Below are 12,264 nucleotides of genomic sequence, written 5' to 3'. Positions count from 1 at the left end.
GTCAATGATCGTTGTACAGATAGGCCGCCTGCTTCGGCAGACGCAGGCTGAACAGGAAAGCAATGGCCATCATGGCGGTAACGTACCAGTAAAAGGTGTTTTCCATACCCAGCGATTTCAGCCCCAGCGCCACGTACTCGGCCGAGCCGCCGAACATCGCGTTGGCCACCGCGTAGGCCAGGCCCACACCCAGGGCACGGACCTGTGGCGGGAACATCTCGGCTTTCACCAGGCCGCTGATCGAGGTATAGAAACTGACGATGCACAGCGCCAGGGTAATCAGCACGAACGCCAGGAACGGGCTGGTGACCGTCTTCAGCGCCATCAGGAACGGCACGGTGAACACGGTACCCAGGGCGCCGAACAGCAGCATCGAGTTACGCCGGCCGATACGGTCGGAGAGCATGCCGAAGAACGGCTGCATGCACATGTACAGGAACAAGGCGCCGGTCATGATGAAACTGGCGGTCTTGGCGTTCATGCCGGCAGTGTTCACCAGGTATTTCTGCATGTAGGTGGTGAATGTGTAGAAAATCAGCGAGCCGCCGGCGGTATAGCCGAGCACGGTAATGAACGCCGCAGAGTGATGACGGAACAGTCCGGACACGCTGCCGGCCTCCTTGTCGTTGCGGGTTTCGGCGCTGCTGGTTTCCTCCAGCGAACGGCGCAGGTACAGCGAGATCACCGCCGCGACCGCCCCCACCACGAATGGAATCCGCCAGCCCCAGGCGCGCAGTTCATCCTCACTGAGCAGTTGCTGGAGGATGACCACCACCAGCACCGCCAGCAACTGGCCGCCGATCAGGGTCACGTACTGGAACGAGGCAAAGAAGCCGCGTTGGCCACGCAGGGCCACTTCGCTCATGTAGGTGGCCGTGGTGCCGTACTCACCGCCCACCGACAGGCCCTGGAACAACCGCGCCAGCAACAGCAGCGCCGGTGCCCAGGCGCCGATCGAGGCATAGGTCGGCAGGCAGGCGATGACCAGGGAGCCTGCGCACATCATCAGGATCGAGATCACCATCGAATTCTTGCGGCCATGACGGTCGGCCACCCGGCCGAACAGCCAGCCACCGATGGGTCGCATCAGGAACCCGGCGGCGAATACCCCGGCGGTGTTGAGCAACTGCACCGTCGGATCGTCGGACGGGAAGAACGCCGGGGCGAAATAAATGGCGCAGAAGGCATAGACATAGAAGTCGAACCACTCCACCAGGTTGCCCGAAGAGGCACCGACGATGGCGAAGATACGCTTACTGCGCTCCTCACCGGTGTAATAGGCTGTTGTCATGGCATTTCACTCCTGGAGAGGGTTACTGGAGTCTAGACACAATTAGTAACACTCTCGTTCCACAGACAATCACCCCAGACGAGCGACCCTGCGTGGGGGCCGCCCGACCGGGGTCATTGGTTCACACTCGCTCGATGGCCAGGGCCAGGCCCTGCCCTACGCCGACGCACATGGTCGCCAGGCCCTTGCGCCCGCCGGATTTCTCCAGTTGGTGCAAGGCGGTGAGGATCAACCGCGCGCCACTCATACCCAGGGGATGGCCCAGGGCGATGGCGCCGCCATTGGGGTTGACCTGCGGTGCATCGTCGGCCAGGCCCAGTTCGCGCAGCACGGCCAGGCCCTGGCTTGCGAAGGCTTCGTTGAGCTCGATGACATCGAAGTCACTGACCGCCACGCCCAGGCGCTCGGTCAGCTTGCGCACCGCCGGCACCGGGCCGATGCCCATGACCCGTGGCGCGACACCGGCGCTGGCCATGCCCAGGACCCGCGCACGCGGGGTCAGGCCGTGCTTTTTCACCGCCTGCGCCGAGGCCAGGATCAGCGCTGCGGCACCGTCGTTGACGCCCGAGGCGTTGCCGGCGGTGACGGTCTTGTCCGGGCCGTTGACCGGCTTGAGCCGGGCCAGGGCTTCGAGGGTGGTGTCAGCCCGTGGATGTTCGTCGTGTTCGACCAGGGTCTCGCCTTTCTTATGGGCGATACGCACCGGCACGATCTCTTCGGCGAAGAAACCGGCAGCCTGGGCGGCTGCCGTGCGCTGCTGGCTACGCAAGGCGAAGGCATCCTGGTCGGCGCGCGAAACCTGGTAGTCGTCGGCCACGTTATCGGCGGTCTGCGGCATGGCATCGACGCCATACTGGGCCTTCATCAACGGGTTGATGAAGCGCCAGCCGATGGTGGTGTCTTCCAGCTTCATGTTGCGCGAGTAGGCGCTGTCGGCCTTGCCCATGACAAATGGCGCACGGGACATCGACTCGACGCCGCCGGCAATCGCCAGCTCCATCTCGCCGCTGGCGATGGCGCGGAACGCCGTGCCGACCGCATCCATGCCCGAGGCGCAGAGGCGGTTGAGGGTCACGCCCGGCACGCTGTCCGGCAGGCCTGCCAACAGCAGCGCCATACGCGCGACGTTGCGGTTGTCTTCACCGGCCTGGTTGGCGCAGCCGAGGAACACTTCGTCCAGCAGGTCCCACTGCACCTGCGGGTTGCGCTCGATCAGCGCCTTGATCGGCACGGCCGCCAGGTCGTCGGCGCGCACGCCGGCCAGGGCACCGCCGAAGCGGCCGATCGGGGTGCGAATGGCGTCGCAGATAAATACGTCACGCATCAGGCTTCTCCTGGCGCTTGGCCGTGGGCGGCGGCGGTGCGTGCTTCCAGGTCACGCAAGGCGTTGAGCTCGACCTCGGTCGGTTCGGCGGTGGTCTGGACGTTGTCAGCAAAGCGGATGGCCCAGCCGGTGGCAGCGATGATCTGCTCGCGGGTCACGCCCGGATGGATCGCGGTGACGATGAACTCGTTGGTGCCGGCTTCCGGTTCCATGATGCACAGGTCGGTGATGATACCCACCGGCCCCTGGCCTGGCAGGCCCAGGCGCTGACGCGAATCGCCACCCTCGCCATGACCGACCGAGGTGATGAAGTCGAGCTTGTCGACGAAGGCGCGGTTGGACTGCTTGAGGATGATCAGCACCTGCTTGGCGGAACCGGCGATCTCCGGCGCGCCGCCGGCGCCTGGCAAGCGTACCTTCGGTTGATGGTAGTCGCCGACCACGGTGGTGTTGATGTTGCCGAAGCGGTCGACCTGGGCAGCGCCGAGGAAGCCCACGTCGATACGCCCGCCCTGCAGCCAGTAACGGAAGATCTCGCCGGTCGGCACCACGGTGTCGGCGGTTTCGGCCAGCTCGCCGTCACCGATGGACAGCGGCAGCACGCTCGGCTTGGCACCGATCGGACCGGATTCGTAGATCAGCACCACATCCGGCGAGGAAGTCAGGCGGGCCAGGTTGGCGGCCTTGGACGGCAGGCCGATGCCCACGAAGCACACGGCACCATTGCGCAGACGACGGGCTGCGGCGACGGTCATCATTTCATTGGTGGAGTAGCTCATTGTGCAGCCTCCGAAGCGCTGGCCAGTTTTGCCTTGAATTCGTTGAAGTCGGCGGTGCCGCGAATGTATTCGTCGATCCAGGCGCTGAAGGTTTCGCGACTGCGGGCAATCGGGTCCCAGGCCTGGTAGAAACGGTTGTCACGCTCGTAGTAACCGTGGGCGTAGGACGGGTGGGCGCCGCCCGGCACCAGGCAGACTGCCGACAGTGCCCAGGTGGGCAGTACGCAGGCGTTCATCGGTGCATTGAGGTCGTCGACGATTTCTTCGACGGTGACGATGCAGCGCTTGGCTGCCAGGGCAGCTTCCTTCTGCACCCCGAGAATGCCCCAGAGCAGTACGTTGCCCTTGCGGTCGGCTTTCTGCGCGTGGATCACGGTGACGTCCGGGCGTACCGAAGGCACGGCGGCGAGGACTTCACCGGTGAATGGGCAGGTGACGCTCTTGATCAACGGGTTGACCTTGGGCAGGTCGGAGCCGGCGTAGGCACGCAGCACAGCGAATGGCAGGCCCGAGGCACCGGCGACGTAGGCGTTGGCGAGGTCCGCGTGGCTGTGCTCTTCGATTTCCATCGCGTGAGGCCACTGCTTTTCCACGGCGTCGCGCAGGCGGTGCAACGAGCCCACGCCAGGGTTGCCACCCCAGGAGAAAATCAGTTTGCGGGCACAGCCGGCACCGATCAGCTGGTCGTAGATCAGGTCGGGGGTCATGCGCACCAGGGTCAGCTCTTTCTTGCCCTGACGGATGATTTCATGCCCGGCGGCAGTGGGAATCAAGTGGGTGAAGCCTTCGAGGGCGACGCTGTCACCATCGTGGACGAACTGCTTCACGGCGTCGTGGAGCGAGAGGATTTCAGCCATTGCAGACTCCTGGATATGCTGAGTCGAGGTCGGTGTGCAAGGCGCCTTGGGCGGCGCCGGTATGGGTTCCAGATTAAGACGGGGTGGGTGGCGCTACAATCCGATAATCGACTAACCGTGCGATTATCGAACCAAAACTAATCACGTAGAACTGTAGCCGCTGCCGAGGAACGAGGCTGCGATCGACCGCAAAGCGGTCGCAACCCTGGGCCACCGAGGCGTCTGGGTTGCGACTGCTGCGCAGTCGATCGCAGCCTGGCGGCAGCGGCTACAGCAGCCACAAAACCAGCGCAGGCTTTGACGATCAGGTCGCGTCAGCGTGGCTGACGAGGCCTTTGACGATCACCGCCACCGTGGCAAGCCCGGCCGGGATCACCAGCGCGGTCAGCACCTGCTCGAAGTTCCAGCCCAGACCCAGCAGGGTCGCCCCCATCCAGGCGCCCAGGATGGCGCCGAAACGACCGATACCGAGCATCCAGGAAACGCCCGTGGCGCGGCCCTGGGTCGGATAAAAGCGCGCGGCCAGCGAGGGCATGGCCGATTGCGCGCCGTTCACGCACATGCCGGCGATCAGCACCAGGGTCGCCAGCAGGGTGATGTTGCCCAGGCTCTGCCCGACCGCGTAGGCGAACACCCCGGCCAGCAGGTAGAAGGTGCCGATGACCTTGTGCGGGTTGTAGCGATCCATGGCCCAACCCACCGCGACCGCACTGAGCACGCCGCCGAACTGGAACAACGCACCGATGAAAGCCGCCTGCTCCATGCTCGCGCCACTGTCACGCATCAGCGTCGGCAGCCAGCTGGTCAGCAGGTAGACGATCACCAGGCCCATGAAATAGGTCAGCCACAGCAGCAGCGTGCCGACGCTGTAGGTGCCGGAGAAGATGACCGCAAAGACATTGCGCGCCTTGACCGTTTTCTGTTCCGGCACGCTGAAGCTCGATGCCTGGCCGACAATGGCCGGCTCGATAGGCGCGAGGGTCTTGCGCACTTTGTCGGTGCCGCGATTGCGCACCACCAGATAACGCGCCGACTCCGGCAACCAGACCATCAGCACCAAGGCCAGCAGCAGCGGCAGCACGCCACCGATCAACAGCAGGCTGTGCCAGCCGAAGGCCGGGATCAGCTTGGCGGAGATGAAGCCGCCACCGGCCATGCCCAGGTTGAAGCCGCAGAACATGCTGGTGACCAGCAACGACTTGAGCCGTTCAGGGGTGTATTCGGAAAGCAGCGTGGTGGCGTTGGGCATGCCGGCGCCCAGGCCCAGGCCGGTCAGAAAGCGCAGCACCAGCAACTGGTCGACGTTGGTGCTGTAGGCCGAGGCCAGGCTGAAGGCGCCGAACAACACCACGGCTCCCACCAGGACGATCTTGCGCCCGAAGCGGTCAGCCAACGGCCCGGAACCCAATGCACCGAACACCATGCCGATCAGCGCAGCACTCATGACCGGGCCGAGGCTTGCACGGTCGATACCCCAGTCCTGGGACAGCGCCGGGGCAATGAAGCCCATGGCCGCGGTATCCAGGCCGTCGAGGAAAACGATCAGGAAACAGAGGATCACCACCCGCCACTGATAGCGCGACAGGGGTTGGTTATTGATGAAGGACTGCACATCAAGGCAGTTTCCGACAGCAGCTTGCGGACTGTTCATTATTTTTATCCAGTGGGAGCGCGCGAGTGTGCGGGTGCGCGGTTGAACGGCACGGACGACGGAGGTGCGGGTGTCGACGCGGCAGTCAGCCGCTGTACAGCCCGTGCTCGGACAAGTGCGGGCGGTGCATCGAAGGGGAGTGGGTCATGGGGCGTACGCCTCTCGCTCATTATTATTAGCGGTCAGTGCGGGCTGACCGGTGCGAGGGACATTAATAAGGCGCCAGAAACGGCGCAATTCGATAAACGCAACTGTGTGCGTTTATCGAACAGGAAAGTGCAACATCAGGCGAACAACTGGGCACTCAGGTCACGACTGGCCGCCAGCATGATCGGCAGGAAGCGCTGTTCAAGCTCGGTACGGCTGACGCGTCCGGCGTGGGTGCTGACATTGAGCGCAGCCAGTACCTGGCCGGACGCGTCGTACACCGGCACGGCAATCGAGCGCAGGCCCTGCTCCAGCTCCTGGTCAACCACGCACCAGCCCTGCTGGCGAACCTGCTGCAGGCATTCGAGCAAGGCCACCGGGTCGTGGATGGTGCGGCTGGTCTTGGCCTGCAGGTCGGCATGCTCCAGGTATTCGTGCAGCGTCGCATCGTCCAGGGCCGCCAGCAGGATCCGGCCCATGGAGGTGCAATAGGCCGGCAACCGGCCACCCACCGAAAGGTCGACCGAAATCAGGCGCTGCACCGTGGCGGAGCGCGCAATATAAAGAATGTCGTCGCCCTCCAGGGTCGCCATGTTGCAGGCCTCATGGAGCTGGTCGCTCATACGGTCCAGGTACGGCTGGGCCGACACTGCCAAGGGTGTCGACGACAAATAGGCATGCCCCAGGGTCAGAACCTTGGGCAACAGCGAGTAAGTCCGCCCGTCGGTCGTGGCGTAACCCAGCTTGATCAGTGTGTGAAGGCAGCGGCGTACGGCAGCGCGGGGAATTTCCGTGCGGTGGCTGATCTGCGCAATGGTCAGATGCCGCTTGCGCTCCTGGAAGGCCTGCACCACTGCCAGGCCACGGGCCAGCGAGGTCATGAAATCAGGATCACCGGTGAACGCCTGAATACGCCTGGCCGGTGACGCAACGATAGGCGGCGCCAAAGATGCAAACGAGCTGCGCACCTGATCGTTCAATCCGGCCCCTTTGGGCTGTGTTTCTTCTGTCATGGTTCACCTCGGCAACACGGTCACTGGTGCGATTATCGAACCAACGACCGATAATCGCAATTGACCGATACCCTCAATTGCTTATACCTTTCCACCGCCACCACGTGGCTTCTTGGAGAGACTGGTCAGGTACCCACCGTAGAAGTCCCAGGCACGGCCTTGCCCACGAAGCGAGGCCGTTTTTATCTCCCCCTTCGTTTCATACCTTGCCAACCGTGTGGGAAAGCATGCATCCAGCAATAATGGCTGGTGAATGGCGCTTTAACCCGGGCCGTAACAAACCTCGGTTTCTGTTGTCATTGATCGAACAATAGCGGTTGATACGCTGATACAACTTGCTTGCTATAATGAACATTCAAATCCACTGCCCGGCAGACCGTGTGCAAGTTGCGCATCACGCGCGCCTGCACGCATTAATGCCCGGGTCCATTTATTAAAAACAGGTAGCACTGTGACGAAAGATGAACTGCGCGCGGAACTTGAGCGCCAGGAACAACGCTACAAGGAAGTTTACGGCGGGGAAGTCACCACCTACGCCGCTCAACCCGACCCTGAACGCAAGCCGTGGCGCAAACGCGCAAGCATTCGCGACCAGGCCTTCGCCCAGGAGCTGCAAAAAATAGAGAAAGAACTGAAGGGCGACGAGGCTTAACCTGCCCTCGCCCCGCTCCCGCCGCTTGCCTGTGGCAGGTGGAAGGTGTTTTTTTGCGCGGAAAACCGCAAGCCGATCATTACTCTGTTGGCAGCAGGTCGAAACGGAATCTCACAAATTTCATACAACCGTTTGAATCTTTTCCCGCAAGCTAAAAATGACCTAAACCTCTAAATTTTCTCGATTTTTTCCGATTTTAGCCGACATTTCCCTTATCCTTCCCGGCACATCCCCCTCGCGCAAAGCGCTCGAACGCGCAGCACCGGTCAGCAGCAAGTGCATCGATTAGCAGGGATTTCTGGCATAATCGCGCCCCCTTATGACCGGGTCAGAAAACCTTCATGATCGATTTATTCAGCGGACTTGATGCCTGGGTACTGGTGAGCCTGCTGCTCGCTTTGACCTTCGTACTCGCCTTCGAGTTCATCAATGGCTTTCATGACACCGCAAACGCGGTAGCGACAGTCATCTATACCAAAGCCATGCCCCCGCACCTGGCGGTGTTCTTCTCCGGGGTGTTCAACTTCCTTGGCGTGCTGCTCGGCGGTGTCGGGGTGGCCTATGCCATCGTTCACCTGCTTCCGGTGGAGTTGCTGATCAATGTGAATACCGGTCATGGACTGGCCATGGTCTTCTCCTTGCTGGCCGCCGCCATCGCCTGGAACCTGGGCACCTGGTACTTCGGTATTCCGGCCTCCAGCTCCCACACCCTGATCGGCTCGATCCTCGGGGTTGGCCTGGCCAATGCCCTGATCAGCGACATTCCACTGGGTGAAGGGGTCAACTGGCAGAAAGCGATCGACATCGGCATGTCCCTGGTGCTGTCGCCCATGGCCGGCTTTGCCGTGGCTGCGCTGGTGCTGATTGCCCTTAAATGGTGGCGACCGCTGTCGAAGATGCACAAGACGCCGGAGCAGCGTCGCAAGCTCGACGACAAGAAGCACCCGCCGTTCTGGAACCGCCTGGTACTGGTGATTTCGGCCATGGGCGTGAGCTTCGTGCACGGCTCCAACGACGGCCAGAAAGGTATCGGCCTGATCATGCTGGTACTGATCGGTATCGTACCGGCCCAGTTCGTCCTCGACCTGAACAGCACCACTTACCAGATCGAGCGGACCCGCGACGCTACCCTGCACCTGAGCCAGTTCTACCAGCGCAACGAGGCGACCCTGGGCGAGTTCCTGGCCCTGGGTAAAGCCCAGGACACCGACCTGCCCGAGCAGTTCAGCTGCAACCCGCAGCAGACCGAGCCGACCATCAACGCCTTGCTCGACTCGCTCAAAGGTGTAACCGAGTACCGCTCGCTGACCCCGGAAAAACGCGTTGAAGTACGTCGTTACCTGCTCTGCCTGGACGATACCGCGAAGAAGGTCGGCAAACTCCCGGGCCTGGAGAAACGCGAGAAGGCTGACCTGGAGAAACTGCGCAAGGACCTGACCGCCACCACCGAATACGCGCCGTTCTGGGTGATTCTGGCCGTCGCCCTGGCCCTGGGCCTGGGTACCATGGTTGGCTGGAAGCGTGTGGTACTGACCATCGGCGAGAAGATCGGCAAACAGGGCATGACCTACGCCCAGGGTATGTCGGCACAGATCACCGCAGCCTGCGCCATCGGCATGGCCAACATCTTCAGCCTGCCGGTATCGACCACCCACGTACTGTCCTCGGGTGTGGCCGGTACCATGGTGGCGAACAAGAGCGGCCTGCAAGGCGGCACGGTGCGCACCATCCTGCTGGCCTGGGTCCTGACCCTGCCAGCCACCGTGGCCCTGTCGGCAACCTTGTTCTGGCTGGCGACCAAGTTCATCGGCTGAACCCTGTAACGCATGAAAAAGGCGCCTTTGGGCGCCTTTTTTGTTGGCGCTACCTGCGCTTGCTGCCACCGAGCAGCGACCCCATCAAGCCACGCACCAACTGGCGGCCGAACTGGTTGGCCGCCTGGCGCACCGCCGACTTGATCGCTTGCCCGGCGGCACTCTGGAGGAATTCACCGGCCTTGTCGGCCAGGCTTTCCTCGGCGGCTGCAGGTGCCTGGTCAGGTGCCACTGCCCCACCCTTGCGCGCGTTGAGCATTTCATAGGCCGACTCGCGATCCACCGCCTTGTCATAACGTCCGGCCAGTGGCGAAGCAGCAATCAGGGCAGCACGCTCGGCCTCGCTCAGCGGCCCGATTCGCGACTGGGGCGGTGCAATCAACACGCGCTGGACCATACCGGGCGTTCCCTTTTCCTGCAGGATCCCCACCAGCGCCTCACCGATTCCGAGCTCGGTCAACACACTCAAGGTGTCGAAATCCGGGTTCGGGCGGAAGCCGTCGGCCACGGCTTTCAACGACTTCTGTTCCTTGGCGGTGAAGGCGCGCAAGCCATGCTGGATACGCAGGCCCAGTTGTGCCAGGACATCGTCGGGCAGGTCGCCGGGCGACTGGGTGACGAAGTACACCCCCACCCCTTTGGAACGGATCAGCCGGACCACCTGCTCCAGCCGGTCCTGCAATGCCTTGGGCGTACCGTTGAACAGCAGGTGCGCTTCATCGAAGAACAACGCCAGCAGCGGCTTGTCGGCATCGCCTCGCTCGGGCAGTTGCTCGAACAGCTCGGCCAGCAGCCAGAGCAGGAAGGTGGCGTAGACCTTGGGCGCCTCATGTACCAGGCGGCTGGCATCGAGCAGGTGAATGCGACCACGGCCATCGACGTCAGGGCGCAGGATATCTTCCAGCTGCAGGGCCGGCTCACCGAACAACGCCTCGGCGCCTTGCTGCTCCAGGGTCGCCAGGCGTCGCAACAGGGCCTGGCTGGAGCCGCTGGTCATCAGCGCACTGTCTTCGCCGAGCAGTTGCGGGTTGTCCTTGAGGTGCGCAAGCAGGGCCTTGAGGTCCTTGATATCGAGCAATAGCAGGCCTTCACGGTCGGCCACCTTGAACGCGGCATAGAGCGCGGCCTGTTGACTGTCGGTCAGTTCCAGCAGGTTGCCCAGCAACAGTGGGCCCATTTCGCTCAAGGTGGTACGCAATGGATGACCGGACTGCCCGTTTACATCCCACAAGCTGACCGGATACGCCTTTGGCCGGTGCCCAAGCCAGGGCATGCCGGCAATACGTTCGGCCACCTTGCCCTGAGGGTTGCCCTGCGCGCCCAGGCCACAGAGGTCGCCCTTGACGTCGGCGGCGAACACCGCCACACCGGCATCGCTGAAGGCTTCGGCCATGTGCTGCAGGGTCACGGTCTTGCCGGTGCCGGTGGCGCCAGCGACCAGGCCATGACGGTTGGCCAGGCGCATGGCCTGGCCGACCGGCTGTCCACTGAGGTCCGCACCGAGCATGAACTGCAAAGAATCAGGCATGTTTTTTCACCCTCTGTTTAAGCTTTGGCTCGAATCGGCCGATATCACATTAGCGATAGACCACCAGAAAGACAGGAAAAGCCCGACAAGGACAGGGGACCTGCACTGCTTTCAAACTGCTCTTTGTGCGAAAGACCCGGATAATAAGACCTTAGCGGACCGACACGTTATGAACAAAAGCCTCCGATTCAGCCACAAGATCCTGCTGGCCGCTTCCCTGATCGTCATGATCGCATTCACCCTTTTCACTTTGTACAACGACTTCCTGCAACGCAATGCAATTCGCGAAGACCTGGAAAGTTACCTTGCACAAATGGGTGATACCACGTCGACCAACATCAAGAACCTGTTTGATGGCCGCATCATGCTGGTGCAGAACGTGGCCCAGAACATTGCCGCATTCCCGGACAAAGAACAGATCGGCACGCTGCTGGGACAACAAGCCCTGGTGTCGAGTTTTCTGACTATTTACCTGGGTGATGTCGACGGTGGCTTCACCATTCGTCCACAAACCAAGATGCCCGATGGCTACGACCCGCGCGTACGCCCCTGGTACAAGGACGGAATGGCCGCCAACGGCCCGATCCTGACCGAGCCGTATGTCGACGTCAGCACCGGCAAGATGGTGATATCGGTGGTGGCCACCGCGGCCCGCAACGTCGGCGTGGTCGGCGGCGACCTGGCGCTGGACGGCCTGGCCGAGATCATCAATTCGTTGAACTTCGGCGGCATGGGCTATGCCTTCCTGGTCAACGACCAGGGCAAGATCCTGGTGCACCCGGACAAGAACCTGGTGATGAAGTCGCTGTCGGACCTGTTCCCGCAGAACACCCCGCGCCTGAGCAAGGACCTGAGCGAGGTTGAACTCAATGGTGAAACCCGCCTGCTGACCTTCGCCCCGGTCAAGGGCCTGCCTTCGGCCAACTGGTACATCGGCCTGTCCGTGGACAAGGACAAGGCCTACGCGATGCTCAGCACCTTCCGCACCTCGGCAGTGATCGCCACCCTGGTCGCCGTGGTCATCATCATCGCCCTGCTCGGCCTGCTGATCCGCGTCCTGCTGCAGCCGCTGCATACCATGACCCGGGCCATGGAAGACATCGCCGAAGGCGAAGGCGACCTGACCAAGCGCCTGACCCTGCACAGCCAGGACGAATTCGGCATCCTCGGCACGGCGTTCAACCGCTTCGTCGAGCGTATCCACGGCT

The 12,264-nt window shown here is 62.4% G+C and carries 9 protein-coding genes and 1 pseudogene; 3 read left to right on the top strand and 7 right to left on the bottom strand.

Features of this window, described 5'->3' with window-relative positions; genetic code table 11:
• Position 1: 1 nt before the first annotated feature.
• From ACIQUS_RS13450 to pcaR, 6 genes are all read right to left on the bottom strand, one after another.
• Positions 2-1,291, bottom strand: a complete 1,290-nt coding sequence (locus tag ACIQUS_RS13450; RefSeq protein WP_403047666.1) for an MFS family transporter — start codon at positions 1,289-1,291, stop codon at positions 2-4.
• Between the two features lie 121 nt (positions 1,292-1,412).
• Entirely contained in the window at positions 1,413-2,618 is a 1,206-nt protein-coding gene (gene pcaF / locus ACIQUS_RS13445) for a 3-oxoadipyl-CoA thiolase (RefSeq protein WP_403047773.1), read from the bottom strand.
• The gene (locus ACIQUS_RS13440; protein WP_403047665.1) at positions 2,615-3,394 is read right to left on the bottom strand and encodes a CoA-transferase subunit beta; all 780 of its coding nucleotides are present in this window, start codon (positions 3,392-3,394) and stop codon (positions 2,615-2,617) included. Before ACIQUS_RS13440 ends, pcaF begins: the two co-directional genes overlap by 4 nt.
• Entirely contained in the window at positions 3,391-4,251 is an 861-nt protein-coding gene (locus tag ACIQUS_RS13435) for a CoA transferase subunit A (protein WP_403047664.1), read from the bottom strand. Before ACIQUS_RS13435 ends, ACIQUS_RS13440 begins: the two co-directional genes overlap by 4 nt.
• Positions 4,252-4,555: 304 nt before the next feature.
• Complete coding sequence (locus tag ACIQUS_RS13430; protein WP_403047663.1) at positions 4,556-5,902, bottom strand: MFS transporter; 1,347 nt, start codon at positions 5,900-5,902, stop codon at positions 4,556-4,558.
• A gap of 284 nt (positions 5,903-6,186) precedes the next feature.
• Positions 6,187-7,062, bottom strand: coding sequence for a pca regulon transcriptional regulator PcaR (pcaR, locus tag ACIQUS_RS13425; protein ID WP_403047661.1), 876 nt, complete (start codon positions 7,060-7,062; stop codon positions 6,187-6,189).
• A gap of 451 nt (positions 7,063-7,513) precedes the next feature.
• Between pcaR and ACIQUS_RS13420 the strand changes: the two genes are divergently transcribed.
• Complete coding sequence (locus ACIQUS_RS13420) at positions 7,514-7,714, top strand: hypothetical protein (RefSeq protein WP_285862704.1); 201 nt, start codon at positions 7,514-7,516, stop codon at positions 7,712-7,714.
• A gap of 341 nt (positions 7,715-8,055) precedes the next feature.
• Positions 8,056-9,528, top strand: coding sequence for an inorganic phosphate transporter (locus tag ACIQUS_RS13415; protein ID WP_403047659.1), 1,473 nt, complete (start codon positions 8,056-8,058; stop codon positions 9,526-9,528).
• Positions 9,529-9,577: 49 nt separating this feature from the next.
• On the opposite strand, the gene ACIQUS_RS13410 is transcribed toward ACIQUS_RS13415, so the two are convergent.
• Positions 9,578-11,056 carry a helicase HerA-like domain-containing protein gene (locus ACIQUS_RS13410; protein WP_403047657.1) on the bottom strand — a complete coding sequence of 493 codons (1,479 nt, stop codon included), beginning with the start codon at positions 11,054-11,056 and terminating at the stop codon, positions 9,578-9,580.
• Between ACIQUS_RS13410 and ACIQUS_RS13405 the strand changes: the two are divergent.
• A pseudogene (locus ACIQUS_RS13405) lies at positions 10,992-12,248 on the top strand (cache domain-containing protein); the annotation flags it as partial. The gene ACIQUS_RS13410 and the pseudogene ACIQUS_RS13405 overlap by 65 nt on opposite strands.
• Positions 12,249-12,264: the final 16 nt, after the last annotated feature.

The organism is Pseudomonas sp. NPDC090755 (assembly GCF_044769005.1).
In the GTDB taxonomy this organism is placed as follows: Bacteria; Pseudomonadota; Gammaproteobacteria; order Pseudomonadales; family Pseudomonadaceae; genus Aquipseudomonas.
This window is presented reverse-complemented; position numbering and strand designations above follow the sequence as displayed.

Bases quoted from the DNA above. Each gene is read 5' to 3' on its own strand.
- ACIQUS_RS13450 (WP_403047666.1), bottom strand. From the start codon at position 1,291: ATGACAACAGCCTATTACACCGGTGAGGAGCGCAGTAAGCGTATCTTC.
- ACIQUS_RS13440 (WP_403047665.1), bottom strand. From the start codon at position 3,394: ATGAGCTACTCCACCAATGAAATGATGACCGTCGCCGCAGCCCGTCGT.
- ACIQUS_RS13435 (WP_403047664.1), bottom strand. From the start codon at position 4,251: ATGGCTGAAATCCTCTCGCTCCACGACGCCGTGAAGCAGTTCGTCCAC.
- ACIQUS_RS13430 (WP_403047663.1), bottom strand. From the start codon at position 5,902: ATGAACAGTCCGCAAGCTGCTGTCGGAAACTGCCTTGATGTGCAGTCC.
- pcaR (WP_403047661.1), bottom strand. From the start codon at position 7,062: ATGACAGAAGAAACACAGCCCAAAGGGGCCGGATTGAACGATCAGGTG.
- ACIQUS_RS13415 (WP_403047659.1), top strand. From the start codon at position 8,056: ATGATCGATTTATTCAGCGGACTTGATGCCTGGGTACTGGTGAGCCTG.
- ACIQUS_RS13410 (WP_403047657.1), bottom strand. From the start codon at position 11,056: ATGCCTGATTCTTTGCAGTTCATGCTCGGTGCGGACCTCAGTGGACAG.